This is a genomic window from Brevibacillus parabrevis (assembly GCF_003710905.1).
Classification (GTDB): domain Bacteria; phylum Bacillota; class Bacilli; order Brevibacillales; family Brevibacillaceae; genus Brevibacillus; species Brevibacillus parabrevis.
In genome coordinates this window covers 105,078-131,448 of record NZ_RHHV01000009.1, presented here as the reverse complement: position 1 = coordinate 131,448, position 26,371 = coordinate 105,078, and the positions used below count along the sequence as shown (strand labels likewise).

27 protein-coding genes and 1 pseudogene are annotated in these 26,371 nt (G+C 50.9%); 18 read left to right on the top strand and 10 right to left on the bottom strand.

Annotation, left to right across the window (positions count from 1 at the left end; genetic code table 11):
- The first annotated feature begins 71 nt into the window (after positions 1 to 71).
- The 3 genes from mltG to udk all read left to right on the top strand — a co-directional run bounded on the left by mltG (position 72) and on the right by udk (position 2,573).
- Positions 72 to 1,172: an endolytic transglycosylase MltG gene (mltG, locus tag EDM60_RS11890; protein WP_173597451.1), complete on the top strand. Its 1,101-nt coding sequence runs from the start codon at positions 72 to 74 to the stop codon at positions 1,170 to 1,172.
- A gap of 71 nt (positions 1,173 to 1,243) precedes the next feature.
- A complete protein-coding gene (locus tag EDM60_RS11885; RefSeq protein WP_122964179.1) occupies positions 1,244 to 1,888 on the top strand; it encodes an O-methyltransferase in 645 nt (214 codons plus the stop codon).
- A 43-nt stretch (positions 1,889 to 1,931) separates the two neighbouring features.
- Positions 1,932 to 2,573, top strand: coding sequence for a uridine kinase (udk, locus tag EDM60_RS11880; protein ID WP_122964178.1), 642 nt, complete (start codon positions 1,932 to 1,934; stop codon positions 2,571 to 2,573).
- Between the two features lie 196 nt (positions 2,574 to 2,769).
- On the opposite strand, the gene EDM60_RS11875 is transcribed toward udk, so the two are convergent.
- Both EDM60_RS11875 and EDM60_RS11870 read right to left on the bottom strand, forming a co-directional pair.
- Positions 2,770 to 3,333, bottom strand: a complete 564-nt coding sequence (locus EDM60_RS11875) for a DUF3221 domain-containing protein (protein WP_167470282.1) — start codon at positions 3,331 to 3,333, stop codon at positions 2,770 to 2,772.
- Between the two features lie 31 nt (positions 3,334 to 3,364).
- A complete protein-coding gene (locus EDM60_RS11870) occupies positions 3,365 to 4,726 on the bottom strand; it encodes a S1 family peptidase (RefSeq protein ID WP_122964176.1) in 1,362 nt (453 codons plus the stop codon).
- Between the two features lie 353 nt (positions 4,727 to 5,079).
- Between EDM60_RS11870 and EDM60_RS11865 the strand changes: the two genes are divergently transcribed.
- Entirely contained in the window at positions 5,080 to 6,909 is a 1,830-nt protein-coding gene (locus EDM60_RS11865; RefSeq protein WP_122964175.1) for a peptidoglycan D,D-transpeptidase FtsI family protein, read from the top strand.
- 91 nt (positions 6,910 to 7,000) lie between these two features.
- Here EDM60_RS11865 and EDM60_RS29100 read toward each other — a convergent pair.
- Positions 7,001 to 7,225 (bottom strand): annotated as a pseudogene (locus tag EDM60_RS29100) (Mov34/MPN/PAD-1 family protein); the annotation flags it as partial.
- Positions 7,226 to 7,482: 257 nt separating this feature from the next.
- Here EDM60_RS29100 and EDM60_RS11855 point away from each other — a divergent pair.
- From EDM60_RS11855 to sigK, 7 genes are all read left to right on the top strand, one after another.
- Positions 7,483 to 8,547 carry an HD-GYP domain-containing protein gene (locus EDM60_RS11855; protein ID WP_122964174.1) on the top strand — a complete coding sequence of 355 codons (1,065 nt, stop codon included), beginning with the start codon at positions 7,483 to 7,485 and terminating at the stop codon, positions 8,545 to 8,547.
- Positions 8,548 to 8,759: 212 nt separating this feature from the next.
- Positions 8,760 to 9,326 carry a GNAT family N-acetyltransferase gene (locus EDM60_RS11850; protein WP_122964173.1) on the top strand — a complete coding sequence of 189 codons (567 nt, stop codon included), beginning with the start codon at positions 8,760 to 8,762 and terminating at the stop codon, positions 9,324 to 9,326.
- Between the two features lie 240 nt (positions 9,327 to 9,566).
- Entirely contained in the window at positions 9,567 to 10,883 is a 1,317-nt protein-coding gene (locus tag EDM60_RS11845; RefSeq protein WP_122964172.1) for an SMI1/KNR4 family protein, read from the top strand.
- Between the two features lie 36 nt (positions 10,884 to 10,919).
- Positions 10,920 to 11,339 (top strand): immunity 22 family protein, encoded by a 420-nt coding sequence (locus EDM60_RS11840; protein WP_122964171.1) that lies wholly within the window; start codon positions 10,920 to 10,922, stop codon positions 11,337 to 11,339.
- Positions 11,340 to 11,616: 277 nt separating this feature from the next.
- The gene (locus EDM60_RS11835; RefSeq protein ID WP_122964170.1) at positions 11,617 to 11,901 is read left to right on the top strand and encodes a DUF4183 domain-containing protein; all 285 of its coding nucleotides are present in this window, start codon (positions 11,617 to 11,619) and stop codon (positions 11,899 to 11,901) included.
- A gap of 86 nt (positions 11,902 to 11,987) precedes the next feature.
- Positions 11,988 to 12,395, top strand: coding sequence for a DUF4183 domain-containing protein (locus EDM60_RS11830; protein WP_122964169.1), 408 nt, complete (start codon positions 11,988 to 11,990; stop codon positions 12,393 to 12,395).
- Positions 12,396 to 12,524: 129 nt separating this feature from the next.
- The gene (sigK, locus tag EDM60_RS11825; RefSeq protein WP_122964168.1) at positions 12,525 to 13,235 is read left to right on the top strand and encodes an RNA polymerase sporulation sigma factor SigK; all 711 of its coding nucleotides are present in this window, start codon (positions 12,525 to 12,527) and stop codon (positions 13,233 to 13,235) included.
- Positions 13,236 to 13,696: 461 nt separating this feature from the next.
- Here sigK and EDM60_RS11820 read toward each other — a convergent pair whose 3' ends face one another.
- Positions 13,697 to 14,296: a hypothetical protein gene (locus tag EDM60_RS11820; protein WP_122964167.1), complete on the bottom strand. Its 600-nt coding sequence runs from the start codon at positions 14,294 to 14,296 to the stop codon at positions 13,697 to 13,699.
- Between the two features lie 391 nt (positions 14,297 to 14,687).
- Between EDM60_RS11820 and EDM60_RS11810 the strand changes: the two genes are divergently transcribed.
- On the top strand, positions 14,688 to 15,101 hold the full coding sequence (locus tag EDM60_RS11810) for a hypothetical protein (RefSeq protein WP_122964166.1): 414 nt from the start codon (positions 14,688 to 14,690) through the stop codon (positions 15,099 to 15,101).
- Between the two features lie 108 nt (positions 15,102 to 15,209).
- Here the strand turns inward: EDM60_RS11810 and EDM60_RS11805 are convergent, their stop codons facing one another.
- Complete coding sequence (locus EDM60_RS11805; RefSeq protein ID WP_122964165.1) at positions 15,210 to 16,061, bottom strand: hypothetical protein; 852 nt, start codon at positions 16,059 to 16,061, stop codon at positions 15,210 to 15,212.
- A 91-nt stretch (positions 16,062 to 16,152) separates the two neighbouring features.
- The gene (locus EDM60_RS11800) at positions 16,153 to 16,533 is read right to left on the bottom strand and encodes a hypothetical protein (protein WP_233454076.1); all 381 of its coding nucleotides are present in this window, start codon (positions 16,531 to 16,533) and stop codon (positions 16,153 to 16,155) included.
- 601 nt (positions 16,534 to 17,134) lie between these two features.
- On the opposite strand from EDM60_RS11800, the gene EDM60_RS11795 reads away from it, so the two are divergent.
- The 4 genes from EDM60_RS11795 to EDM60_RS11780 all read left to right on the top strand — a co-directional run bounded on the left by EDM60_RS11795 (position 17,135) and on the right by EDM60_RS11780 (position 19,505).
- The gene (locus EDM60_RS11795) at positions 17,135 to 17,560 is read left to right on the top strand and encodes a DMT family transporter (protein WP_122964298.1); all 426 of its coding nucleotides are present in this window, start codon (positions 17,135 to 17,137) and stop codon (positions 17,558 to 17,560) included.
- Between the two features lie 48 nt (positions 17,561 to 17,608).
- The gene (locus EDM60_RS11790) at positions 17,609 to 18,307 is read left to right on the top strand and encodes a Crp/Fnr family transcriptional regulator (RefSeq protein WP_122964164.1); all 699 of its coding nucleotides are present in this window, start codon (positions 17,609 to 17,611) and stop codon (positions 18,305 to 18,307) included.
- Positions 18,308 to 18,320: 13 nt separating this feature from the next.
- Positions 18,321 to 18,788 carry a DMT family transporter gene (locus tag EDM60_RS11785; RefSeq protein ID WP_122964163.1) on the top strand — a complete coding sequence of 156 codons (468 nt, stop codon included), beginning with the start codon at positions 18,321 to 18,323 and terminating at the stop codon, positions 18,786 to 18,788.
- A gap of 171 nt (positions 18,789 to 18,959) precedes the next feature.
- A complete protein-coding gene (locus EDM60_RS11780) occupies positions 18,960 to 19,505 on the top strand; it encodes a CarD family transcriptional regulator (protein ID WP_122964162.1) in 546 nt (181 codons plus the stop codon).
- A 306-nt stretch (positions 19,506 to 19,811) separates the two neighbouring features.
- Here EDM60_RS11780 and EDM60_RS11775 read toward each other — a convergent pair whose 3' ends face one another.
- Positions 19,812 to 20,879, bottom strand: coding sequence for a CapA family protein (locus EDM60_RS11775; protein ID WP_122964161.1), 1,068 nt, complete (start codon positions 20,877 to 20,879; stop codon positions 19,812 to 19,814).
- A 150-nt stretch (positions 20,880 to 21,029) separates the two neighbouring features.
- Between EDM60_RS11775 and EDM60_RS11770 the strand changes: the two genes are divergently transcribed.
- Both EDM60_RS11770 and EDM60_RS11765 read left to right on the top strand, forming a co-directional pair.
- The gene (locus EDM60_RS11770; RefSeq protein ID WP_254223384.1) at positions 21,030 to 22,220 is read left to right on the top strand and encodes a UDP-N-acetylmuramoyl-tripeptide--D-alanyl-D-alanine ligase; all 1,191 of its coding nucleotides are present in this window, start codon (positions 21,030 to 21,032) and stop codon (positions 22,218 to 22,220) included.
- 233 nt (positions 22,221 to 22,453) lie between these two features.
- Complete coding sequence (locus EDM60_RS11765) at positions 22,454 to 23,443, top strand: C40 family peptidase (protein WP_122964159.1); 990 nt, start codon at positions 22,454 to 22,456, stop codon at positions 23,441 to 23,443.
- Between the two features lie 577 nt (positions 23,444 to 24,020).
- On the opposite strand, the gene EDM60_RS11755 is transcribed toward EDM60_RS11765, so the two are convergent.
- From EDM60_RS11755 to ctaG, 3 genes are read right to left on the bottom strand one after another with little or no spacing between them, the layout of a single operon-like run.
- Complete coding sequence (locus tag EDM60_RS11755) at positions 24,021 to 24,803, bottom strand: FixH family protein (protein ID WP_122964157.1); 783 nt, start codon at positions 24,801 to 24,803, stop codon at positions 24,021 to 24,023.
- 5 nt (positions 24,804 to 24,808) lie between these two features.
- Entirely contained in the window at positions 24,809 to 25,420 is a 612-nt protein-coding gene (locus EDM60_RS11750) for an SCO family protein (protein WP_063231326.1), read from the bottom strand.
- Between the two features lie 49 nt (positions 25,421 to 25,469).
- The gene (ctaG, locus tag EDM60_RS11745; protein WP_063231423.1) at positions 25,470 to 26,339 is read right to left on the bottom strand and encodes a cytochrome c oxidase assembly factor CtaG; all 870 of its coding nucleotides are present in this window, start codon (positions 26,337 to 26,339) and stop codon (positions 25,470 to 25,472) included.
- Positions 26,340 to 26,371: the final 32 nt, after the last annotated feature.

Below are 26,371 nucleotides of genomic sequence, written 5' to 3'. Positions count from 1 at the left end.
TGACAGCGAAAGTCAGCTCTTGTATAATAGACGGGATGGAGAGAAGAGACCCTAAAGGGAGGATTTCTAGCTTGAAACCAATGTCAGCGAAGTCTGATTTCAGATCGGAAAGACCTGCCACGTATCGGCGCAGACGGGGCGGACGAATTGTCATGTGGCTCGTCGCCTTGTTTCTCATTGGCTTGTTGGCCGCAGGAGGGGCAGCGTGGTACGTGTACAACGGGCTGCAACCCGTAGATGGTCCGCAAGAAGCCAAAAACGTGACGATCCCCACCGGTTCTTCCGCGCGGGAAATCGGCAGACTGCTGGAAGAGCAAGGGCTTATCCGCAATGCCGATCTGTTCCAGTATTACGTGAAGTACAAAGGCGTGGGACCGCAGCTGAAAGCGGGAGAATACCAGTTTACAACAGGACAAGCCATTGACGATATGCTCACGGCGATGGCCGAGGGAAAAACGGTCGTCAACGCCGAGCGTTTTACGATCCCGGAAGGCTGGAATATTGAGCAGATTGCCGAGCATCTGGACAAGGAAGGAATTGTGGAAAAAGCAGCCTTCCTGAAAGAAGTGAATGAAGGAGAGTTCCCCGAGTTTGCTTTTGTAGCGGAAATTCCGAAAGATAAAAACCGGAAGCACCGCCTCGAAGGATACCTTTTCCCGGAGACGTACGAAGTGAAAAAAGATTCGACGGCCCATGATGTCGTGTCCCGCATGCTGGCTCAGTTTGCCAAGGAATGGCAGCCGGAATGGAACGAGCTGATCAAGCAGCGTGGGCTGACCATGGACGAAGTGGTCAATCTTGCGTCCATCGTCGAGCGGGAAGTGACCGTGGACAAAGAACGTCCGCTCGTCGCGGGTGTTTATTTCAACCGCATCCGGGACAAGTGGCCGTTGCAGGCAGACGCTACCGTGCAGTTTATACTGGGCAAGCAACGTGATCGGCTGACGTATGACGACTTGAAGGTAAAAAGTCCGTACAATACGTACACGAACCCTGGATTGCCGCCGGGACCAATCGCAAACCCGGGTCGGGCATCGCTTGCGGCGGTTGTCAATCCAGCGAAGCACGACTTCTTTTTCTACGTGACGAAAAAAGACGGAACCTCGGAACATTACTTTTCCAAAACACTTTCCGAGCACAACGCAAATGATGCAAAAAGCAGGGGAAACTAACCAGGTTTCCCCTGTTCTTTTTTGCAAGGTATGCTATAATAATGCGGTTGTAACGAAAGAGGAGTGAAAGCATGATAACCAATCCCGCAATTGACGACTACGTGTCGGGCCTGGTTCCGGAACGTTCTTCGCTGCTCGCGCGGCTGGAACAGGAAGCGGCCGAGGAAAATATTCCGATCGTTCAGCTCGCTTCCGCTCAGGTGATGAGAATGCTGCTTTTGCTGCATCGCCCCGCAGCGATTCTGGAGGTGGGGACAGCAATCGGCTATTCGACCATTTGGCTTGCCGAAGCGGCACCACAGGCGCGGATTGTCACGATGGACATAGATGAAGACCGATTGACCCGGGCACGGGCAAATGTACAGGAAGCAGGCTGCGCAGAACGGATTGAAATTCTTTCCCGCGACGCGACGCTCGGCTTGCCTGATTCTTATCAGTTTGACTGTCTGTTTATCGACGCGGCAAAAGGACAGTATCGGGCGTTTCTCGATTTGTATTTGCCGCTGCTGAAAGAAGGCGGGCTGGTGATCAGCGATAACGTGCTGTTCCGCGGTTTGGTGGCGACACCGGAAGAGGCTGGAAAGAGACAGAAGCCGATGGTGGACAAGCTGATCGCATTCAACGCCCATTTGGCGGAGCGACCGGATTTGGAGACGACGTTCATTCCGGTAGGAGACGGATTGGCTGTCAGCCTGAAGAAAAAGATACAGCCGTAGGGCAAAAAAGGATGGACGCAGCATGAGGAAGGGGACATGTGGCATGGGTAACCCTGTATTGATTGGCGTGGCAGGGGGCAGTGGTTCCGGAAAAACCACTGTGGCAAGGGAGTTGTATCATCAGTTCCGCAACGATAGCGTGACGATGATCGAGCAAGATTCTTATTACAAAGATCAAAGCCATCTGAGTGTGGAAGACCGGGCTTTGACCAATTACGACCATCCGTTCGCTTTTGACAACGATCTGCTTTTGCAGCATTTGCAGGAGCTTTTGCAAGGAAAGGCGATCCAGAAGCCGATCTACGACTTCAAGGTGCACAACCGCAAGAGCGAGCAAGTCCAGGTAGACCCGAAAGACGTCATCATTTTGGAAGGAATGCTGATTCTTGAAGATGAGCGCATTCGCAACCTCATGGACATCAAAGTGTTCGTCGACACGGATGCAGACGTCCGCATCGTTCGCCGGATCGTACGCGATATCGAGGAGCGCGGCCGTTCCCTGGACTCCGTGGTCAACCAGTATTTGAACGTCGTCCGCCCGATGCATCTGCAATTTATCGAGCCGACCAAACGCTACGCCGACGTCATCATCCCAGAGGGCGGATACAACCGGGTGGCGCTCGATCTGCTGTCCACCAAAATCAAAAACATTTTGTTGGAAAAACAGGAGCCAGCCAAGCTGTAGCATTCTGATGGATACAAAAGAAGGCAAGCACGATGGGCTGTCCCAAAAGGGGAGTCCTGAATGACGGAAACCCTAAAAAGGAATAAAAACATCCCGTTTCACTATCAAAAGTGGAGCGGGATGTTTTTATTCAATAAGTTGTTCTTCTGATTTTAATTTAGCAAGATAAGGGGGTGACTCAATTGCAGTTTGGGGCTTAAGAGACTTCAGCAGTCTCTGGATTAACTCTTAATTCATAACTCTTCCCTAAATCAAAATTATATATATGAATGAGCCATTCAGTTTTTTTCATTTCTATCTTTTGCACGATTAGTGTTGCTGGTTTGTCAGAAAGATTTTTTGCAAAATTTAAAGCCGCTTGAATGGCTTTCTTTTGTGACATATCAGAATTAGGGTGCTTCACATCATCTGCAACTACTAGCTTACTCAAGTCTGTTTTAGCTGGATATGACTCTAACGAAGGTGAAGTTGACCATGTTTCTACCTCTGAACCCACTTCAATATCTGTAAACAAAATCTTACTATTCTTACTATCAAGCAGAATAGCATCGTCATTTAACGAATACCATTCAACACCATATTTTCCTTCTGTAGCAGATGTTTTGTCACTTTCTGCAACAAGTAGCGCTCTTTTTTCATAGTTCGCCTCAATGACAAATCCCGTTAGTCCTTTATGTTCATTTTTAGGTTTTTCCTCTGAGCAACCTACTGTTAAGAGAACCATGGTAGACAAGGTAATGAACTTTAGATATTTATTCATTTTACCTATTCTCCCTCGTATAAAAAATATCTTAGTCTCCAATATAGATGTCATCAATATCAAAATGATTAACAGCTCTAGTTATATGAGTGTAAATACCATCCCCTGCGTTATGAATGCCTATAGCTGTACCCCCTAGAAAGATTGGAGCGCCACTATCCCCACTCTGGCTTGAATATGACGCTTGTCTCAAGCCTGTAAAGTAAACTTTACCGTCACTGGTGGTTAGGTAGCCACTCCAATTCTTTGATTCTAATGTCCCGCATTTGACGCTTCTTGTTGTAGCACCAGAAATGCATACGGCATCTCCAACTGTTTCATTTTTTGTTTTTTGAACCTCATCAATGTTATTTAATTTTGACTTATCGTTACCAAAAAGATAATAAGTGGCGTCATCAGATCCTTCATCTAACTCAATGATTGCAGCATCAACATTTCCCCCGAAGTTATAATCCTCAACTCTACCAAATCTCTCCCCGCCTTGAGAGAATTTATCTCCAGTAGACTCGACACAATGACCAGCAGTAAGCACATAAGAATCTGTTCCAATTTGAGCAGAGAATGCAGATGTGCAGTTACCACCCGTCTCCACATTAGTAATCCTTAAACCGGCTTGAATTGGCCTGAATTTACTGGATGGGCTAGCTTGAACTTCATGCACATCTTCTTCAAATATATTAATGAGATTGCCATCAACGCCTAGATCTAAATCACTAACAATGACTGAATCTAAAAGAAGACTTCTGGAAGCAGCAGTCTTTTTCTTTACTCCAATATCAATTTTTTGTTCAGGAATATTAACACTGACAGAAGAAATATCCAGTCCCCGCTGTGCTAATACATCCCTTTTTTCGGATACAGACTCTGCAATTTCATCCAGTTGCTGTTCAGTATAATCTGTGTAGTATAACTCAAGCATGTCTTTTGAATAAAGGTTCTTCAGTTCTTCCTCAAATTTTTTGACCTTTTCTTCAGATCCAGTTTTAAATCCAATACGAACTATGCCCCCTAGTTTTTGATCAATATACATGCTAGCAAATTCTTCTTGCAGATTTTCTGCAATGAAGTCCTTGATTGGCGGAATGAGCTTTTTTTGTTCCTCTAGCCTTGCATCTAGCTCTTTTTCCTCTTTTTTCGTGAGAAATACCCCGTATTTTTCTGAGAAATTTTGGGGGTCTTTGGACAATGTTTTTAAGTTTTTAGTATTGGAGGACAAGCCCATTTCCTCTCTAAATCTTTCACTTTCTTTGAGTGCATCATTAGACTCGAGATATTGCTGTATCTCTGGGCTGTGTTTTGGTGCTGCCAATGTTGACGTTGCCGGAATTGAGAATGTAGTTACTGTGGTAGCTAATAGTGCTGCGACCAAAAGTGACGCTCCTAGTTTCTTCATTAGTTCTTACCTCTTTTGTATGATAATGGTAAATTATAACATTTTTTAGGTTAAAAAACCTCATTTCATATTAATTGATAAAATTTCATTTTTTTACATTATTTGAGTTTTAAACACTTTATATTACGAACCGAAATGCTACCTATCACGTGTAATGAATTGGATATTTGCCAATGAAAATGGTGCTAGCCTTAAACATTTGGCACGAAAAAACGGTAGTGTGCTTAGAATTTTTGTGGAACAAATGCACCATCAGCACAAGCCGCTTGGAGTGTCAAGTTTTCGCACCGGATCGTTTTTCGCCCGGCTATTCTGGCAATACTGGGAAGAAAAGGGCGAGGAGGGGAAGCTTCATGCAACTGGATCGCCGAATCAAAAGACGGCATTTTTTGGTGCTGATGGTGATGTCGCTTGTCTGGCTGGGGCTGATCGCCCGTCTGTGGTGGATACAGCTCGGAGCGCCTCACCGCTTTTCCAGACGCGGGATCGACTTGGTGAAAGCATCGGTGAAGCAGCGGCAGCAAAGTATCGTGCTGCACAGCGGGCGCGGAGATATTTTGGATCGGGGAGGCTATGCGTTCACGGGCGTGGAGCATTTGGCGCTGATTTTGTTTCCGCTCGCTCGTGGCAGCATGGAAGGCACAGATGGGCTTGTCAGACTGGCGAAGATCACCGGACAGCCGAGTGAGCGATTGTCGCGGGCGATGGAGCAGGCGAAGGTGCCGCAGCTTTTGCGCAATGACGCAGGCAAGCTGATCGAGCTAACCAAACAGCAGGCAGAGGAGATCAACGCGCTGGCGATACCGGGCGTGGTGGCGCTGGCGGTGACAGAGCGCTATCGCACGGAAGAAGTAGCGAAGCACCTCATCGGCTTTATTCATAAAAACCCCGGCATGGTCGAGTCCCTGTATCCCGATGAATGGGCAAACGGCAAAATGAACGCCGAATCGACCGTGGGCGCGTCTGGTCTGGAGCGGAGCTTCGACCGCTTTTTGCAAGGCGTGGAGCCATCTGTCTTGTCCTACTATGTGGACGGTCAAGGAAAGCCGCTGCGTGGTCTGGATATTCGCTATACGAAGCCAAGCAATCAATACTATCCGCTGTCGTTGTCCACTACGCTCGATGTGGACATTCAGCGGCGCATGGAAGCAGCGGCTGAGCAGGTCGGGCTTCGGGAAGGCAGCTTGATTGTTCTGGATGCGCAAAATGCCGATATCATCGCGGCTGTCAGTCGCCCGGCCTACGACCAGACGAATGTGAGCGGGCTTGCGACAGAGTGGAAAAACAGAGCGTTCAAACAGTTGCCGCCAGGTTCCGTCTTCAAGACGGTAGTCGCTGCCGCCGCTCTGGCAGAGGGCGTCGTTTCCCCGACAGATCGGTTTACATGCAGCGGAGAGTATGGCAAGTACCATTTTTCTTGCTGGAAAAAAGAGGGGCACGGCAGCGTCACGTTGGAAGAGGCGTATGCGCAGTCGTGCAATATCGCTTTTGCCGAGATTGCGAAAAGGGTCGGCGGGGAAAAGCTTGCAGAATACGCCCGCCGGCTGGGCTTGACGACAGAGGTTGGGCACGCCACGGCCCACTTGTTCAAGCTCGATGGTTTCAAGCAGCTCGACGGCGAAGAAAGCGGGCGTGTATTTGCCGAGGGCGTGTCCCACAATGACGAAGGCGTGCTGATCCAAAGCGCCATCGGCCAGCGCGATGTGCGGATAACGCCGTTGCAGGCAGCGAATTTGATGGTGACGATCCTGCGCGGAGGTGAACCCGCGCAGGCGCGTCTGGTCAAGGAAATCGCCTACCGGAACGGTCAGTCTTTTTACTCGTTTCCGGAGCAAAAGCTTGCAGCCGACGGCATCGACTACGTGACAGCCAGCAAGCTGCGAAAAATGATGCGCAAGGTCGTCACAGATGGGACCGGCCAGATGCTGCTGAACTCTTCCTGGCAGGTGGCCGGGAAGAGCGGGACCGCGCAGACAGGGAGTACAACCGATGCCAAAAATCACCTTTGGTTCGTCGGTTACGCTCCTTTGGAACAACCGCGCTTTGCGATCTGTGTCGTATCAGAGAACCAGCCAAGCTGGGGGAAGAACCAGGCACTGGAGCTTTTTCGGCGTGCGGTCGATGAACTTGCCGATTATACAGCTCGATCTTCCCGACCTCCTGGAGCGTATTCCCGAGAATGAAGCCGCGCGCCTGAAGCTGGTTGCGCTTGCCCAGCCCGACAATCAGCATGAGCGGCGAGGAAGACATGTACATGGATTGCGAAGCTTTTGTCCAGATCGTCCGTTTGTCTCCTTTGCTTGGAGACAGGCGCTTGATCGTGTGGCTGTGCCAATCCCCGATGTATTGCGACTGGCTGTTTCTGCTCATTTTGCGAACGAGCCGTTTGAGATAGTCATCGTCGAAAAAGATCGAATTGGGCTGGTGAATCGCTCGTGGCCCAGGGTCGCTGGCAAATGTCACGACCCACTTTTCATCACCGAGCGGATACCCCATCATTACCCCTCCTGTTTCCACCGAGGGTTTTTTTCGTACAGCCTGCTCGATCTGCCTCCATGCCTTTGGCGTGATGTACAGTGTTGTCATGAAACGAGGTCCCTCCTTGAGTTCACCGCTAGCATTCGCTCTATATCGTATGTGCGCAGGCGGCAGAAGGTCCCGCTCAGGAAATCATGGCAATTGTCGAAAAAAAGATTGTAACTCTCCTCCTTCCTTTCTATAATTTAGAAAAAGACATGACTGGAAAGGTTGATTGTATGCCTACGGCCCCCGTTGATCACACTCTGATTGGGCAAGAACTAGCAGATGACCTTTACTCGGATAGCGGTGTACTGCTGCTGGGGAAGAATACGACCATAACAGCTGCACATGTGCACATTCTCCTGAAACAGCGCGTACGGGAAGTCAACATCGTACGAACATGGTCAGAGGGAACTGGAGAGCATGTCACTACGCAATTATTCCAATTGGAGGCGGACGGGGAAACGGTTGCCGCCTATGTACAGGCTTTGGACCAGACGAGGTTGATTTTCGATCAGCTCAAGCAGGGGAAAGTAGCCAGCTTGGATCAGTTTTCGCAAGTTTTTGAGAATGTACTGGAAAAGTCCACGAAGGATTTGGGGCTTTTTCGCTCCCTTTACGTCCTGGAAGGGGCGGACAGTTATACATATCGGCATTCGTTGAACGTAGGCATTCTCTGTTCGCTAATTGCCCGTTTGCTGAAATGGGACGAGCAGCAGGTGACGTTTATGGGAACGGCTGGCTTCTTGCATGATGTGGGGAAAATGCGCATCCCGACAGAAATTTTGTTAAAGCCGGGCAAGCTGACAGACGAAGAGTTCGCGATTATGAAAAAACATACGACATACGGCTACGAAATGATCAAGGAGATGGAAGGCGGATCAGAGCGGCTTGCCTTGTGCGCCCTGCTCCATCATGAGCGACTGGACGGCTCCGGCTATCCTGAGCAGCGCAAAGGCCATGAGATTCCTTTGGACTGCCAGGTGTTGGCGGTTGCCGACATGTTCGACGCCATCTGCTCGGATCGGGTGTACAAAGGCCGCACCTCGCCTTTCGAAGCGGCGCAGCTTTTATGGAAAGAAGCTTGCAACGGGCTGTTGAGTATTGAAATAGTCTCTGTGTTCGTGCGTTACATTGCCTTGCTGTACGTCGGAGCGAGAGCGCGCCTGAGCAGCGGCGAAGAAGTCGAAGTGATCCTGATTCACCAGGACGAGCCGATGCGGCCATTGGTGCGGCGCAGCGGGGAGTTTCTCGATTTGCGCTACGAGCGCAAGCTGACGATCGAAAAGATGATTGGATAGAGCCGCTTTGATGCGACTGCGACCGCTCTCGTTTATGAGAGCGGTTTCTTTGTTGCCAATTTGTGACGGATGTCCCGGTTGCTCGACCTTGGGTGTAAAGTGTGACACAATAAAGCGGAAGCATGATCGTACAGGCAACAAAAAAACGTGTCCACGGACGATTTTCCGATTGGAGATGACGGGTGGACGCTTACATGCAGGGAGAGAGTAACATGATACGTAAAGCGGAACCTCAAGATGCAGCTTTTGCGGCACCGCTGATTTATGAAGCGATTGGCGACATCGCCCACACATTGACCGGAGCGACAGAGCAGGAAGAAGCGCTCTTGCTGCTGGAGCAGTTTTTTGCCCAAAAAGGCAATCGGCTCAGCTATGAAAATGCGGTTATCGCCATGCGTGAAGGCGTGCCGGTCGGCGTAGCGCTTTTCTACCACGGCAGTCAGACAGAGCAGCTGGATCGCCCGTTTGTCGAGTATGTTCAAAAGCGGACAGGAGTTGCGCCCACGCTGGTGAAGGAAGCGCGCGACGATGAATTTTATTTGGACTCGGTCGCCGTTCGGGCCGATCAGCGCGGCAAAGGAATCGGAAAAATGCTGCTTTCGGCATTCGAAGAAGAGGCAATCCGGCGCAAACACGACCGCATCGCCCTTTTGGTAGACGAGGAAAACCCGCGTGCCCGTCAACTCTACGAATCAATGGGCTATCGTCAGGACGGGAATGTGACGGTGAGCGGACATCAATTCCGCCATATGGTAAAAAGCGTATTAGTGACGGTGTAGCGACAAACGTTTCTCTCGGGCCAGCGATGACAGGTCCGGGAGAGGCGTTTTTTTGTGGTGTCGGCTGGGGGGAGGGACTTTTACGTAAACGTTAGCCCAGCGTGAACGCAGAAGCGGTGTTTTGGTGTATATGTTGGATAAAAATGGTTCTTTAGAAGGTTGAAAGTCGCGAGCTATATTCGCAACAATGAAAAAAGAAGGATTGTGATAAACGAGCAGAGTGGAAGGAGCGCTGTAGCTATGCGCCAACAAATAGAAAAATGGGTTTCTGCGTGGAGAGCGCTGATCGCGGATATGGACAGGCAGGGCGCGCACACCTGGCCGCTGATCATCGCTGATCCTGCGCAGCCGTGGCAAGTGGACGAAGCAGAGCAGCGACTGGGGATCAGTCTGCCGCTTGCGCTTCGACGTCTTTTTCTGGAAGGGACAAGCGAAGTTCAAATATACTGGTCGCTTCCTACTAGGACCGTCGAGCCATTTTCCCTCGGCGGGGATATCGGCTGGAGCCTGGACAGTTTGGAGTGGCCTTATTTCGGTCACGACGACGAAAGCGCCGACGAGCGACAGTACCTTTGCTTCCACGTCGGCGGCAATGGCGACATGTTGCTCTTGGATTTGCGAGCATGCGCGGACGATCCGCCTGTTTACGCCTGGGGGCATGAGACAGACGAATATATTTTGCTCGGGCACAGCTTCACAGCGTTTGTCGAGCGGGTGACCGAGCTGGGCTGTATTGGAGCGGAAGTGTGGAACTACGAGCCTTTTGCTGGCGCAGATGGACTCGATGTGCATGGGGAAAATGCGGTTCGCTGGAAAAAATGGCTGCAAACGTACCGGGAGCTGACGCTGGAAACCGCAGCAACCGATTTTGCGCAGCTCGTCGAGTACGCTGCCTTGCATGGCGCAGACGACGAGCGTGTGCGAAAAGCGTTCGATCAGTATGACGCAAAAGTCGTCCAGCAGGCTTGGGTGGCGAAAATCAGCCAGGCGCCGAACTTTGCTGCAAAAGAGCCATGGTGCCAACTGCTGGTTGAAACGTTGGGGATGAAGGCGGCGAATTGGGTTCGCTCGCTGTGGGAATCAGCTGGGCAGGAAAAGCTTGTTTCAGATGTCCAGCGGGCGTACTTGTCAGCGGTTTGCCTGCCAAAAGAGGAAGGCTTGCCGCTGGTGCTGGCCGAGCTGGACAACGAGGCGAACAGCGAGACGATGAGCGGCTATACAGCCTATGGCCGCCTCAAGCATTTTCGTGCCAGGGAAGTCATCGCCTGGATGGAAGCATATGCGGCGTACCCGCTCGAAGGATGGGACAAGCTGTTTGCCGTGTCTGCTCCCGAATGGCATGATCTCGCACATTGGCTGGCAGGCAGTGAGGCACAGCGCCAGATTGCGCTCATGGCTTGGGGGCGGATGCTGGACAAGGGGGATGTTCCAACAGGCGAGCCGGATTGGACAAAGCTGGGCAGCTTATTGGACTTGGCAGCGGAGAAGGCCGTTTTGCGCAAGGAACGGGAGCGGGTCGAGCGCATTCGTGCTGCCTATGGTGAGCATGCACGCTAAACCGATGAGTCAGTAAGAAAAGGAGATGAGGTGTCCATGAAGCATGTCGTGGTGGTGTGGGGAACAGACTTGCAAACAGAGGATGAGCTGCAAGCTTTTCTGGAGCCAGTATATACGGAAGATGGAGACATGTATCCATCGGAATTTATGAAAGCGACAGGACTCACATGGGTAGATGAAGACTTTTTTGAAGTACACGCCGTGGCGAAGGCAGAGGAGCGAGCAGATTTTTTGGAGTATTTGCGACAGGAGTGCGTTTCGGATGGGGAAATTTTTGCCGAGAAGCTGCCAGCTGCGTTTTCCGAGGAATTGACTGGCTACCCGACCGTGCTGCTGTTGTACGGGCAACAAACGGCTTACGGCACGGTTAATGAAGAGCTGTTTTCACTCGCGGGCGAACCAGAGGCAGAGCATGAGCGAGTGAAGCTGCTGGCGAAAATTGAATATGAGGCTTGAAAGGGAAAGGCGTCCGCGGGAAGTGGACGCTTTTTTTGATTACTCCGTCAGTAGTTGTTGACGAGACGCTGCATAATCATTTTCCATCCAGGTTGGCAGGTTGGAGCACGGCTTTGCTATCAGACAAGGATAGATTTCTAGCATAAAGGCAGCGGGAGCCACCAAGAAAATATGCTTTCTCCCAAATGATGTTTGTCCGTTTCGGGAAAGCCGATTCCTTCATTTGATATGTAATGTAAGGTTCATCCTTACTACTTTTCACGAGGAGTTGGTGTACATGCCAATCATCAAACCATTCATGACGTCTCTGCGCTTCAACTCGACAATTGGAGCAGGAACAGGCACAGGAGCGACTTTTGCGATTGCGGCCACAGCATTCAGCACGGACGCGGGTACTGCTGCGACAGCATTCCCATCCACTTTTGCCTACTACAACCTCTATATCAACGGTGTTTTGCAGCCAGGAGGCACGTCTACTGTCACCACATCCACGCTGACGATTCCTGACGGAGACGCTGAAAACGATGGTGTATCTGTCTTGGTTGAGTTTGTCGTCAACTAAAAGAACAACCAAGTGCAAGGGAGGCCCCAGGCGATTGTACATGCCTGGGGTAATCCCATTCCAGCGCAAGAGAGGAGTGAATCGTTTTGCAGCATAGAAACATACAGCGAAGCGGAGGGCAGCGAATTTATACGGTCAATGTGCGTTCGCAAGTCATGCCGCCCTATGGCTGCCCGGACATTTTCCCCGGTCAGCCGTGCCCAACCTGTCCTCCTTGTCCGTGCACTCCTGGCTTGCTTGCGACCACGATCTACCAATACACGACGTTTTCAGACGGACAAAAAAATATGTATACAGATGCTGACGCCACGCCGCAGCTCAGCACTTCAGGGATTATCGGGCAGCAAACCGTGTCCATCGTCAACTTGTTTATCAATGGCATTTTGCAGCCTCCCAATAGCTACTTGGTTCAGCCCGGAGTTTTGGTTTTGAGCGAAGTGCCTGCGCAGGGCGCCCCGATCATTTTGCAATTCATCCAGATCACGACGTCCTGAAGCACACAGGCTGGAGAGCAGAAGCAAGCCCCGCAACATACAACAGCTGTTTTCGGGTGGTACTTGCACATCTGGGTATTCGCCCACATAAGGATAGGAGTAAGCTATATAGACGTGGAGGTGGCAGCCATGTCCAGCATCATTGCGGCGCTTTCCCTTGTGTTTAAAGAACTGGTTATGTTTGTTGCTTATGTCAAGAACAATGCGTTTCCCCAGCCTCTTCAGGATACGGAAGAAGAAAAGTACCTCCGCCTCATGGCAAAAGGCGACCCGTATGCCCGCAACAAGCTGATCGAGCACAATTTGCGGCTGGTGGCGCATATTGTGAAGAAATTCGAAAACACCGGAGAAGACAGTGAAGACCTGATTTCCATCGGCACGATCGGCCTCATCAAGGCAATCGAGAGCTACCAGGTGGAAAAGGGCACCAAGCTGGCTACGTATGCAGCGCGTTGTATTGAAAATGAAATCCTGATGCATTTGCGAAGCCTGAAAAAAACGAAAAAAGACGTTTCCCTGCACGATCCGATTGGGACCGATAAAGAAGGGAACGAAATTACGCTGATCGACGTGCTCGGCACAGAAACCGACGAAGTGGTCGATGCTGTGCAGCTCAAACTGGAATCAAACAAGATTTATCAGCACATCCATATTCTCGATGAGCGCGAAAAAGAAGTCATCATCGGCAGGTTTGGTCTGGATCAGGACAAAGAAAAGACACAGCGCGAAATTGCCCGCGAGTTGGGGATTTCTCGCTCATACGTATCCCGCATCGAGAAGCGGGCGCTGATGAAGCTGTTCAATGAGTTTTACCGGACGAAGCAGACGCAAAATCGCTGAATGGATTGTCGAGCGGGGAAAGCAAATAGGTGCGTTCGCCCGCAAGCTGGACACAGGGAGAAAGGTGTCCGGCTTGCGGGTATTTTTGTTTGGAGTGGAGGAGAGTGGGCGCTTTTGGAGCGGTGCTTTTTTACCAAAGCTAAGAGATAATCGAATCAGGCACCTTCGCTTGTTCGTTTGCCTCGCCTATGCACGGTTGTCTTTCATCTTCCTCGCTCTCCAGCCGCCAATAACGCAAGCCTGTCCTTCATCTTTGCAACATCTTTTGGCAACTGAGCAAACCCCTCTTTGCAGTTTTACTTTCGGAATTTCCGGCATCATTGGCTTTTTTGCAGAGAATCAGTCACCGTCTAAAAAGACTACAGATCGCAGATAGATAGAAAGATAAAAAAAGAACGGATGGCCAGTAATACTTGATCCATCAGTTCTTTTTCTCTGATATGCTTGATCAGAATTGTTTTCTATTTATTCATGTTTTTAATGTACATGCCAGTAACCTGTTGGCCATTGTAAACCCATCCTGCCGGAATCGGTGAATATTTGCTCACAAGCAGTACGGTTCCATAAGGAGCGCCGTTGGCATTCATGATTGTTTTGCTGTCATAGTTCTCGCGCAGGACAACCCAGCCGGTTGGAATCGGAGAGAACTTGGTCACAGTGAACTCCTGACGATAAGAAGCCCCTGTTGTACATTTGATCGTCCTGCCAGCCAGTTCATCTCGCAAAACGACCCACCCTACCGGAACGGGAGAGTATTTGCTGACTCGCAATTCCGCGCCAAAGGGCGCGCCTGCTGTATTTTTGATCAGTTTTGAACCGAGATCTTCGCGAATGACGACCCAACCTTGCGGGACAGCAGAAGATTTTTTGATCCATTTCTCCTCGGAACTCCATCCTTTCGCTTTAGCAGCAAATGAGGAGTCTGCCTGCCAACGAACGGTAGTTGGTGCACTTTTGCCATCGTTTGCCGGCAAGTTTACTTCTGCGGCTTGAACCTGGGATGTCAGGATGGTAGCAAATAACGCTACGCCTAATGCTGAAAAAACACTGTTTTTGAACATAGTGATTCCCCTGCCTCTCCTATCGGTAACATCTGTTTGAATGTACCATATTTTTCCAATCATATACAGTTTTATTTTATGAATAAAATGTCATAAGTTTGTGAGTATGGAAGTTCTGTTAAAGATTTTTCATGAAAGATTGGGAGATGACTTCCAACGAATGGTAACGATGCAGCGAATAAGACATTTAAATCGAAGTCCTAATGCACCTGTGTAGGCTGACAAAACCGGGACAGATAAAGAGGGGAACGAAATTACGCTGATTGACGTACTCATGGCAGCGACTGGCGAAGTGGCGGACGCTGTGTTGTTCAGGCTGGAATCGATCAAGATTTGGCGGTTTTTTAGGGAATATTGTAAGCTGGATTTGTAAAAGGGGAGGAGGTATAAAGTGAAAAAGCTCGTATTCGTTTGTTTTTTGATTTTAACCGCTTGCAATTCTGACCAGAAAAACATCCCGTTCCAGGCACAACACGACATTTTGCATGGGGAGAAAGACTTGGTAGATTTTCAGAGTAGCTCTGCTGTAGTGGAGTGGGCTCCAGCGGCACTGACGGAGATCGACGCCCTATTCGATGATCTGCTTCCTACGATTCAAATAACAGGGGAAATGAGCGAGTATGATGCCTATACTTCCAACAATCTAATAGGGTCTTACGAGGATGCTGTCGTGATCGTTCCACTTGACAGTAACCAGCATGCAATCAATTATTTGATTGTGGAAATAAACGGTAAGTATTACTCTGCCACCGCGGATGAAGAGGCAATGAAGAAAATACGTGCATTGGAAAGGAATATGAGATGATCTGCCAGTCAGGTGAGCGAGAGCTAGAGAGCAAAGAGGTGGTTACCAGCAAGCATTACCACACAAAGCAAACAGACCAGAAGCCCAACCCCCTGGTCTGCCAAAATCTTACCCGCAAATTCTTCCGCCGTTTTTTATGAGCCATTCGCCCGTCTCCCAATCGGACAGCCCCTCTCCTTCCGCTTTGTAGTACAAATCAAAGCGGAAGCCCAGCCCATGATCCCACGGGCTTTTGATGACGACGCAGCGAAAAATCTCTTCCAGTCCCGGTATGGCAAATCCGTTGGGGGCGGGAAATAGCGCCTCCATTTCTTCGCGCGATATATTTGTTTCCAAGGCAAACTGAAAAAGCGGCTTGGCGGTATACGAATCGTAGACCAGTTCAAACTTCGGCGTTCGTTTCACCGAGAAATCCGTGATGTTTGTCGCATGTTCCTCCGCTTCCGCCGGGATAATGAACGGCCAGTCTTCATCCGGGTAGCGGTACAAGTTGCAAACGGTGGAAAGCGTGGTGAGGAATTCATCCCATTCTGGACGTGGCATGAGCGTAACCGGGATATTGACTCCCGTATGATCGACTCCTGTCAGCCTGCCTTTCAGTTGATGATACAGCTGGGAAATGTCGATGCCAGCAGACTGTTCCGGCGTCTGGGGTAGCTCCGCGTGCAAACGGTTCAAGCTAGTCAGCTCGATACCCGCAGATTTGCGATCGGAAATAAGCAAATCTGCCACTTTCAGCTTGAACGCTATTGGCGAATGAAACAGTATGGCGGGAAATGCTGCATTTCCCGTGCGAAAATCTGTTGCCGGCATTGCCGAGCCGGAAAATAAAGGACGGAGCTGGTCGATCTCCTGGAAGTGGGGAACCTCTTTTAGCAATTGGGAAAAGTAATAGCACCATTCTTTTTCAGCAGCATGCTTGTTAGGAAAAACGTACGAGATCAAATCCAGACGGTTCATGTTTCGTCTCCTTTGCTCCAGGGGATAGGGAAGAGCGGAATCGCTTCGATTCATAGACTCCTGAACCGAAGCGATTTTGACAAAAAACTGTCTACAGAGACAAAACAGCCGCCGCCGCTTTCTTTTTCCAGCAAGACAAAGCAAGATAGCCAAACGCCAGACCGCAAATAATCGAAGCCTGGCTTCCGTATTCAGCGAAGAAAGACAACGGTATGTCTATTTCTACGGGATAGAAGTAAACGAGAAAAATCAGATCCATGAGAAGAGCAGGAATGCCGAGCACGGTAAAAGGCAGCCAATCGAATGTCCAGCTTCCTTTCGTCACGCATGTCTGGATAAAGGTCGGCAGGGCAAAAACCAGCCCGATGAGAACAGGGTATAAAGTGGTGAACAAGAGAAACGGCAAGCGTTCGAAAGTAAGCGCCGCCTCTTCTTTCAACAGCTGCTCGCAGTACAGAATAACATCGAGCATGAATACTGCAATGATCAGAAAAACAATATACATGAACAACCGTTTACGTGTAGAAATAAGAATCTCCTCCTAAGTGTTGTGCGCCAAACTTATGGCTTAAAATGTGGGCAAAGCAGTTGTGTCCAGCTGCGGCAAAGCCAGGTGTTGCCGCGACTTCAGCGTGAGGGCCAAGCCATGTGCTAAGATGGTCTTTTTCCTGTTCATACTTCCTCCTATGTTTTTACAAATGGCATACATTGAGTATGTCGTATGAACAGGAAAAAAGTAACGGGTTTTTGGTGAATATGCTAAAATTTAGGCAAAAACGCCCGTGAGGAGTTGGATAGCAAGCCCGGGCGAGCTGCAATCCGTTCGTATCCAGCAGGGGACCAACTGCAAGCTGCAAGTTGCAAGTGACGTTCAAACCGGGAACGGGAATCGGGAGCAGTAACCGATCAAAGGGGAAATGCAGCGGCAAGTTCGGCCCTCTCAGTCGCTTTTCATCAATCAGCATCGCCAACCCTCAGGATCAATCCGAGGGTTCTTTCTTTTTCAGGACATATGTCCTTCCCTGCAAGCCTGCATCTGTTTTTTAATGAAGGAGGGAATGGGGGAGAGGGAATTGAAAGGCATCCTTTTTGCATTTTTCGCAGGGGCATTCCTCACTTTGCAAGGAGTGGCAAACGCCCGGATCAGCTACGACATCGGAACGTGGCAAGCCGCGACATTGACTCAGTTGACGGGCTTTGTCGCCGCTCTTTTCGTGCTGCTCGCCAGCCGAAGGGCAAACTGGCAGGCACTGCGGCAAGTGAAGCCGCTGTATCGGTTTGGCGGTGCTTTTGCCGCCGTCATTATTTTCGGCAATGTCTTTGCGATCCAACAGATCGGAGTGACGCTGACGATTTCGACGCTGCTGATTGCACAGCTTGGGTTGACGTTTCTCATCGACAGCAAGGGCTGGTTTGGAGTGAAGAAACAGCAGGTAACGTGGCCGCACGTGGTCGGAATCGGCTTGATGATCGCAGGAGTGGTCATACTAAAAGCTTGATCGGATCATCAAGGGGATAGAGAGCAGAAAGCGGGGGAAGAGCCAGTCATGCGAGTAACGCAAGATCGTGAAGAGCAAAACCATTATTTGCAGGCGTATCAGCTGGAAACGGTTTTCCCCGAGGAGCTGCAGGCGCATATGACGCTTTGCTATTTGGAGCGAGGAGAGCTTATTTGTTCCCAGGGAGCGAGCGCGGACACGCTTTATGTGCTGGTGAGCGGGAAGCTGAAAATATTTACAAACTCGCAGGAAGGCAAGACGCTGATCCTGTCGTTCAAGACGCCGCTTGAGGTGATCGGGGATATTGAATACGTGCGGGAAATGGAGACAATGAACACCGTTGAGGCGGTAGCACCGTCTGTGCTGCTTGCCGTGCCTTTCCGTTTCCTGAGAAAATACGCGAGCAATCATGCGCCGTTTTTACACTTTTTGCTGGAGATTATTACGAAAAAATTTACCGTCAAGTCGAACGATTTAAGCTTCAACTTGCTGTACCCGGTAGAAGTGCGACTGGCGAGTTATTTGTTGTCGGTGTGCTTTGAGGACGGGGATTCTAGCCTCAGAGGACAAGTAAGCTCGGCGAGCCTGTCCGACGCAGCCAACCTGATCGGCACCAGCTCTCGCCACGTGAATCGCGTTCTTCAGCAGTTTCGTCAAGCTGGATTGGTCGAGCGCGAGAAGACGCATTTGTTGATCAAAGACAGACAAGGCTTGCAAAAAGTAGCCAATCCGCATTTATACGCGTAGGAGGGGGAATACGATGCTTGCAGGACTTGTTCTCGCGATCGTGGCCGGCTCACTGGTCAGCTTGCAAAATGTTTTCAACAGCAAGGTCAACGAGCGGGCTGGGTCGTGGACGACGACGACTTTGGTGCTGGGGATGGGGTTTTTGGCCTCGCTCGTGTGCGGTCTTTTGTTTGAGGGGGAAAAGCTGTGGGAATGGCGCAACATGCAGCCGTGGTACTGGTTTAGCGGGCTGATCGGGGTGGGAGTGGTCACTTGCCTGGTACAAGGAATCCGCCTGCTGGGCCCGACGCTTGCCGTTTCCATCGCCTTGACCTCGCAGCTCAGTTTTGCCCTGCTGTGGGATTCGTTGGGATGGATGGGGCTGACCCAAGTTCCTTTTACATGGAAGCAGCTAAGCGGTGTACTGGTTGTGATCGTTGGCATGCTCGTGTTCAAATGGGGCGGGCAAAAAAAGAGCCAGGAATGGTCGAAAGCGACGTGAGTCGGTAGACCGTCCCTGGCTTTTTCGTCTGTCTGGCTTGTTCACAAAAGTTTATGTATTTTTATCCAAAAGAAGATATTGACTTAAAATAAATGTGCATGATAAAATTAAAAATTTTAAAATCAATAACTGTGTTATAATGGAGAAGATCGCATTGTAGGAGGTGGACGTATGTTTCAGGTTGGAGACAAGATTTTTTACCCGATGCACGGGGCAGGCGTAATTGACGCCATGGAGGAAAAAGAGTTTCTGGGTGAGAAGCACCTCTATTATGTGCTCCATATGCTGCAAAGAGAGTTAAATATCATGGTCCCCGTTGAAAAGATGTCCGCGCTGGGGATTCGGATGATTGTAGATGCCGACATTTTGGACAATGTGTTGGCAGCGATGCAAGAAAGGAGCCCTGACTCCGCGCTGAATGCGGCACAGCGATTCAAGCTGAACACGGAAAAAATGAAGCGTGGCGATATTCATGAGCACGCGGAAGTGGTTCGGGATTTATGGGTGATCAGCAAAGGGAAAATATTGGGAACGAGCGACAAGCTGATGCTCGATAATGCCCAACAGCTGATAAGCAGCGAAATTGCGCTGGTCAAAGGTCTGGATTTGGAGCGGGCCACCCAGATTTTGAAACAAGTGTTGGCGACAGAGCCGAGCAAAGCAGACGAGGGGGCCTCCGAGCAGACGGCGGCAGGCTATCAAAAGTGCGTGCTGTAATCGAACGCAAATAGAAAAGGGTGTGATTGCCATTGGCAGTCGCACCCCTTTTTTCATGGTGGGAAGAAAGAACTAGCCGCTTTTGGACACGGACGAGCGAACCAGATTGTATTCCAGTCGGCTGGCAAAACGGGCATACCCCGCACATGACTATTGATCAGCCCATTGCTGGTATGATGTCTTCCTTGGCTATAGATTCAGCTCAGACCGTTCGGATGTCTCTTCTGAATAATTTGCTTTTTCTCCATTTTTCCATGCTATCAAAGCTATAAAAAAACAGAGGGAGCAAGGACGAGACGCTCCCTCCTACTCGATCAAAATGCCTGGCTTCCGGCCGATGATGCGAACAGCGCGGTCCCACATCAGGCGCAGTTTTTTTCGCTGCATGAGCGGGAGGTGGATGTCGGGACGCCTCAAATAGGAGCGTATGGGAACGACGCGAAAACGGACGCGCCCGCCATACGTGTAACGTTGGCAATAGGTGGGAATGACGGATATTCGCCCGATGGATACCCGACCCTCTGCCTCCTTTTCTACAGAAAAGCGCAGAATGGCACCGATTTGCGATTGATCGAAGCTGAGCATTTTTTCCGAAGTGAAATTCCCCAGCGAGTAGGCGACCAGTGTGCGTTTTTTCTCTCCAGTTGCCAGGGTGGCGGTCGGTGCGACGACAGGCTGCAAGACGTGAGGATGCGCGCCGAGAATGACATCTGCTCCGTGGTCGAGCAAGCTTTGGACGAGCAGTCGCTGATTGGCGGTCGGGGTGTAGCGGAACTCCACGCCGAAGTGCAGCGAGACGATCACGAGGTCGACGAGCGGGCGAACGGAAGCGATGTCGCGCAAAATGGCATCGCGCATGATGAGATTGACCAGCCACGGCATGTGCTCGGGAATGACCTGCTTGTTCGTGCCGTACGTGTAGGCGAGCACAGCGATGCGGATTCCGTTTACTTCCTGGATCAAAGGGACGGTCGAGTCTTGCAAGGAGCGGTACGTGCCTGTGTGAGCGAGCTTGTGGCGATCCAGCACGTCCAGTGTGCGGAAAAGTCCGTTTGGCCCTCCGTCCAGACAGTGGTTGTTTACGGTCGTCAAAAGGTCGAAGCCGACTTGCTTGAGATCGCGCGCCAGCTCGTCAGGACAATTGAATCTGGGGTAGCCTGTGCGCGCCGAGCCGATCTGATAAGGTTGACTCTTTCCGGAAAAGGTCGTCTCCAGATTGCCGATGGTCAGATCAGCATTTGTCAAAATCGGAGCAACAGGGGCGAACATATCGGCAAAGGAATATTGATCGGCTGAAGCCAGCTTGGCGCAAGCCACTTGATTCTTCCACATGAGAATATCGCCTACTGCGGCGATCGTGACTTTCTTGTTCATTGGCTTCACCTCTCCCATCTACTCTATTCCAAAAGTTGTCTGCTTGTTTTGGATAGAAGCGGAACGTTTTCATAGATGACGGTCTATACAGGCTGTCTCAGCCGCTCATACAATAGGAAAGCTGATTGGGAGAGGGAGGCAGAGGGGGGATTGTCAGTGAAGAAAAAGGCAGGAAAAACCAGGCCGCAAAAAACGCTGATTCTGAACAAGCCAGTGATCGCAGTCACAGGGAGCGCGGGAAAAACAACGACAAAAGAAATGATCTTCGCGATCTTGAATAGACGTATGTCCACGTATCGGTCGATGTACAACAAAAATTTTCTCGGCAATACGCGAGCGCATGTCAAACGCTTGCGGGACGAGCACGAGGCGGCTGTGCTTGAGTTTGGAATCTTGCGAAGCGGGCACATTCAACAGCATTGCCGGATCATTCAACCGAACATGGGCGTGATTACGAATATTGGCACGGCGCACATTGGCAACTTTGAAGGCAAGGCAGGGCGCCTCGCGATGGCAAAATCGGAGCTGATTCGCAACATGAAGCCGACAGGAACCGTGTTTATCAATCGGGACTGTCCTTACTCCCGCCGATTTGCCGGGCAGCCTTTCAGAGGAAGCTTTGCTGGCAGATTCGTCACGTTCGGGATCGAGCAGGAAGCTGATTATCGGGCGGAGCACATCGTGATGGAGGCAGACGGAATCTCTTTTGTCTGCCAGATCGGACAGCAAAGCGAGGCGTTTTTCATCCCGACGCTGGGAGGACATAACGTGTACAATGCTTTGGCAGCGATCGCCGTGGCGCACACGCTCGGCATACCGCTCGCGGATATCCGGCAAGGATTGCGCCAATTTCAGCCGCAAAAAAAACGACTGGTCTGCTATCGCCTGAACAACAACGTGCAAGTTCTCGACGACACGTACAGCTCCAACCCGGATGCAGCCAAGGCGGCAATCGACGTCCTCAGCCAGTCTGAACACGGTACAAAAGTAGCTGTTTTGGCGAGCATGCTGGAGATGGGCAAATACGAAGTACAGGGACATGAAGAAGTCGGGCAGTATTTGAGCAGCAAAAATGTAGACTACTTGTATACGTTCGGCAGCAGTGCCCGCCATATCGCGCGTGCGGCCATTCGCGCAGGCTTTCCGGCAGAGCGGGTGATGCATTGCGCAAACAAGGAAGTCTTGCACCGCAGTCTCGCCAAACGCGTGAAACCGGACACTACCATACTGGTCAAAGGCTCCCACAAGCTGAAAATGGGAGAAACGGTGGAGTTTTTGCGCAAGGTGACAGCGGGCAGCAAACTCCCGCGCAGAAAGCTGCCGAATCGAAAGCAGGCGTAACCAAACAGAACCGGGCAGGCGTTTGTCCCAAAAGCGGACAAGGGCCTTTTTGCCGTGAGAGCGAAGAGAGGGGCGAGTGATTCCGAAGCGGGCAAAAGCTAGGGCTATGGTCATCCGACTATGTAATCAAATCCTCAATTGGAAAGATTTACAGACTTATACGCATACGCTTTTTCCAGTAAAGTGGGTTTGTACCCAATCTGTTGGGAAAAACACAGCCAGGAGGAGAACGAATGACGAAACGAGATTGGTTGCAAAAGTCGACTGTCGCCGTCATGCTAAGTACATCCCTGCTTCTGTTCGCGGAAGGTGGACAGGCAGCAGCTAAGACTGTGGATTCACAATCTTCTGTGAAAGCGGAGGAAATTGTCAAGCTGACACAATCGTTGCTCGGCAAGGACTATAAGTACGGGGCAGTAGGACCCAACTCATTCGGTTCAGCAGGCTTGGCCACTTATGTGTACAAAAAAGCCGGGCTGACCATCGACGACACGATTGATGAGCTGTACAAGGCGGGAGAGGCCGTCTCTGCCGACAAAATCGAGCCAGGAGACTTGCTGTTCTTTTCCTCGAATGGGAAAGGAAAGCCGAGCTTCATGGGCATCTATATCGGAAATGACCAGTACATATACTCTTCGCAGGGCGAAGACGCAGTCGTTTTGAAAAACGTCAGCGATTATACGAAAAAGTTGGTAGGTGCGCGCCGAATTGCCGTTTTGGACAATGGGACAGGCACGACCCCGACTCCGGACCCAGGCCAGGAGGAAGGCTCCAACTCTGGCGAGATCGCAGATAACGTGATTGCGGCAGGCAAAAAATATTTGGGCACACCTTATGAATACAGCTCGACCCGTTCCAACAAAAAGACGATGGATTGCTCCGAATTTACGATGTGGGCGTACCGCGATGGTGCCGATATCGACATGGGCAATGGGGGAGCGCGTTCGCAAGCCGACTTTGTGAAAAAAAATGGCACGTACACCACGGATATCAACAAGCTGAAAAAAGGCGACCTCGTTTTCTTCATGGCGTATAAAGGCTACAAGGAATCCGATTACAAAGGAATCAATGTGCCGAAGCAAAGCATTACCCACGTAGGCATTTACATGGGCGACAACAAGCTGCTGCATACGTTTTCGAAAGAATCCGGCGGAGTGAAAGTGACCGACTTCAAAAATACGCATTGGGAATACCGCTTCATTATGGGTGGACGGCCTTATTAATACAGTCAGCGACGGTGCGATTGCACCGTCTTTTTTCATGAGCGCGACACAAGCAGGCAGAGGCAGTAGCGGAAAAAATAGGTGAATGACCGCGGGCAAACGCACAGTCCATCTGTGCGTTTGCTGCATCTCTTATAGGGAGACTTGTAGGAGGTGAAACGTCATGTCATATCAGTATCCCCCAGGAGGTTATCCACCGCCGCCGCCACCACCCGGAGGTTCATCTGGAGGCTTTCCTCCGCCACCACCAGGTCCACCCCCAGGCAGGACGCCCAGCTCACCGGGATCGCGAGGGTATGGGGGAACAAGGCGAATTGAACCGGGCGGCTTCTATCCCTGCTTATATCGCTATACGTATATTTGGCTGAAAAATGGCCGTTCCTTCTGGTTTTACCCTGTTTTCATCGGCCGTACATCCGTGACTGGCTATCGCTGGAGACAAAACCGCTGGGAATACTACGGTTTGGAACTGGATCGGATTGCTTACTTTACATGCTGATCAAAACAAAACGGCCTTCCCGCGTTCAGGGAATGGCCGTTTTTGTTTGCGGTTTGCCGCAGGCAAGGCAGCGCGCTGTTACTTGACGGTGACCGCAAAATCTTTATGGTCGTGAATATCGCCTTTTTCCAGATGGACTTTCACGGTGTAGTCGCCAGCAGCGGGAAAGGTCAGCTTGCCTTCGTACTGCCCGGCACTGCTTTCTTTGGCATCGACGAAGCTGTGCTTGGCCTCATTTCCCGTCCAAAATTCGAATTTGACCGTGCCGCCTGAGAACGGCTGGTTGTCTTTCATCAGGTGAACGAGCATCGCTGCCTCTGACTGCGCTGCAAGCTCGTCTGGCGGCATGAGGTGAAAATCGACTCCGCTTGGCGCATGCGCTTCACCGGAAGCGGCTTGGCCGTGATGCTCGTGCCCTGTTGCCGTCTGCTCCGTGGCGTTAGCGCCAGCAGGGGAGTTGCTGTCGGCTGCTTTCACCGTAAACGGTGTTTTGCGCATGTTGTGGAAGTCGCGGGCGGTGACGTGATAGTAGACAAAGTAGGAGCCAGGCTCGCTGATCGTCTGCTGCGCCGTATAAACGCCGTCGGCTGCGAGCTTCGCCGGGATCGTCTCATGCTTTTCCTGGCCATCCTTCCACCATTCAAACGATACTTCGCGCGCATCATCTACCGGCTTTCCTTCCTGGGTCACCTTGACCGAAAACGTAATCGTGCCTCCAGCTACAGGCTCCGTTGGTTCCAGCGTAAATGCGGCGTCCACAGGGGCGCCGGAAGCAGCCTCCATCCCCTGGTCATTCTGGTTGGAGCATGCCGCAGCCAGAACGGTCAGCACGGACAGGAACAGCGTGAAAAAGCGTTTCATTTGCGTTACCCTTCCTTCTTCAAGTTCAACAACTCTTGATAAATTTGCTCGGGATCAAAATCTTCCCCCATGCCGAATTTGCGAATAACCGCGTTGTTTTGATCGACAAGATAAGTGCTCGACGTGTGGGAGATGAACCCGTCATCCGTCTTTTTGGCAAAAAAGCCGAGCGAACTCGTCACCGTGCGAATCGTCTCTTCGTCGCCGCGCAAGATCGTCCAGCCGTCTTCTGCAATGCCGAGCTGCCGGGCATAGTAGCGCAAGACGTCAGGCGTATCGTTTTGCGGATCGATCGTGATCGTCAAAAAGTCGACGCCTTTTCCCATAACCCCCGCTTCCTGCAGACGTTTTTGCAACTGCACCATCTTGATCGTGGTGGTAGGGCAAATATCGGGACAGCGAGTATAAATCAGCTCGACCAGCCGGACGGTTCCCGGCTTGGGAGAGAGGGAGTAGGCGGCTCCATCCAAAGTTTGCAGCTGTGCATCCGGCAACTTGGCTGAGACCTCCGAAGGGGTGAGCCAAAGCCACGAAGCGATGAGAGCGGCAAGAACAAAGAGCGGCAACAAAAGCACGAGCCGTCTGAGTCGAGTGGCGGCAGTTGGGGTGAGTGGCACGCCGGATTCCTCCTTTTTCAAATGGCGAGGCAGAACAACTCGCGGACGGTTACTGCGGCATCAGTCCATCGTCAGGCTGGTCTTTCTCTCTCCGGTACCAGGCTGCGAAGACGTAAGCGAGCACGGAACCGTACGTCAATTCCTGCAACAGCTTCATGATGATTCCGCCCAGACGCTGATCCTCCAACGGCGGCAGGGGAACGGCGAACATCGATTTGTCGATCGGAGCGGAGAAAAAAGGCGCGCACAACATGGAAGGCCCGTTTACATACGTCTCGTAAAGCGCCGACTCGGAGAAAATGATCAGCGCACAGGCTGGCGTAATCAGCACGCCGTTGGCAAAAATATAAGCCAGCTTTTGCAGCTCGGACAGCCGATGGATCTCCGGGATGGGAGCGATTACAGGAAGCCACATCCAAAGCGCTGTCACCAGGAGCAACAGGTGAATCAGGTTGTGCGCCGCCAAATTGTTCATCGTCATGTCTAGAATAACAGGCATGTGATAAAACGAGAATAGGGCATTGAACAAAAGGACGGCAGGGATCGGATGGCTGACCACGCGCAAAAACCCTTTCAACCCTTTGCGGTAAAAAAGGAAGCGCATGAGCCAGGGCGGTGTGCCGGCCAACAGCAACAAAGGCATCACGAGATAGAGAATCGACTGCTGAAGCATATGGGCGCTGAACAAAAAGTGGCCCGCGACATTCAAGGGGCTGCCCATGCCGAAGTAAAACAGCAGCAAGCCGAGGGAAAACGATAGTTTCTGTTTGAGCGAAGCAGGTTTGGCGTCAGGGAAAGTATGGCGCAAAGGTCCTGTCAAGGAAAAGTAAGCCAGTCCGATCAGAGCCGTCAACAGAAAAAGCTCCGGGTTCCACGTCGCCCGAAAGCCAAAGGTCTCGGTCAAGTATATAAGGGTCAACACCATTACCTCCGTTTTCCTGGAATATACCC

Bases quoted from the DNA above. Each gene is read 5' to 3' on its own strand.
- EDM60_RS11885 (WP_122964179.1), top strand. From the start codon at position 1,244: ATGATAACCAATCCCGCAATTGACGACTACGTGTCGGGCCTGGTTCCG.
- udk (WP_122964178.1), top strand. From the start codon at position 1,932: ATGGGTAACCCTGTATTGATTGGCGTGGCAGGGGGCAGTGGTTCCGGA.
- EDM60_RS11875 (WP_167470282.1), bottom strand. From the start codon at position 3,333: ATGAATAAATATCTAAAGTTCATTACCTTGTCTACCATGGTTCTCTTA.
- EDM60_RS11870 (WP_122964176.1), bottom strand. From the start codon at position 4,726: ATGAAGAAACTAGGAGCGTCACTTTTGGTCGCAGCACTATTAGCTACC.
- EDM60_RS11865 (WP_122964175.1), top strand. From the start codon at position 5,080: ATGCAACTGGATCGCCGAATCAAAAGACGGCATTTTTTGGTGCTGATG.
- EDM60_RS11855 (WP_122964174.1), top strand. From the start codon at position 7,483: ATGCCTACGGCCCCCGTTGATCACACTCTGATTGGGCAAGAACTAGCA.
- EDM60_RS11850 (WP_122964173.1), top strand. From the start codon at position 8,760: ATGATACGTAAAGCGGAACCTCAAGATGCAGCTTTTGCGGCACCGCTG.
- EDM60_RS11845 (WP_122964172.1), top strand. From the start codon at position 9,567: ATGCGCCAACAAATAGAAAAATGGGTTTCTGCGTGGAGAGCGCTGATC.
- EDM60_RS11840 (WP_122964171.1), top strand. From the start codon at position 10,920: ATGAAGCATGTCGTGGTGGTGTGGGGAACAGACTTGCAAACAGAGGAT.
- EDM60_RS11835 (WP_122964170.1), top strand. From the start codon at position 11,617: ATGCCAATCATCAAACCATTCATGACGTCTCTGCGCTTCAACTCGACA.
- sigK (WP_122964168.1), top strand. From the start codon at position 12,525: ATGTCCAGCATCATTGCGGCGCTTTCCCTTGTGTTTAAAGAACTGGTT.
- EDM60_RS11820 (WP_122964167.1), bottom strand. From the start codon at position 14,296: ATGTTCAAAAACAGTGTTTTTTCAGCATTAGGCGTAGCGTTATTTGCT.
- EDM60_RS11805 (WP_122964165.1), bottom strand. From the start codon at position 16,061: ATGAACCGTCTGGATTTGATCTCGTACGTTTTTCCTAACAAGCATGCT.
- EDM60_RS11800 (WP_233454076.1), bottom strand. From the start codon at position 16,533: ATGCTCGATGTTATTCTGTACTGCGAGCAGCTGTTGAAAGAAGAGGCG.
- EDM60_RS11790 (WP_122964164.1), top strand. From the start codon at position 17,609: ATGCGAGTAACGCAAGATCGTGAAGAGCAAAACCATTATTTGCAGGCG.
- EDM60_RS11785 (WP_122964163.1), top strand. From the start codon at position 18,321: ATGCTTGCAGGACTTGTTCTCGCGATCGTGGCCGGCTCACTGGTCAGC.
- EDM60_RS11780 (WP_122964162.1), top strand. From the start codon at position 18,960: ATGTTTCAGGTTGGAGACAAGATTTTTTACCCGATGCACGGGGCAGGC.
- EDM60_RS11775 (WP_122964161.1), bottom strand. From the start codon at position 20,879: ATGAACAAGAAAGTCACGATCGCCGCAGTAGGCGATATTCTCATGTGG.
- EDM60_RS11765 (WP_122964159.1), top strand. From the start codon at position 22,454: ATGACGAAACGAGATTGGTTGCAAAAGTCGACTGTCGCCGTCATGCTA.
- EDM60_RS11755 (WP_122964157.1), bottom strand. From the start codon at position 24,803: ATGAAACGCTTTTTCACGCTGTTCCTGTCCGTGCTGACCGTTCTGGCT.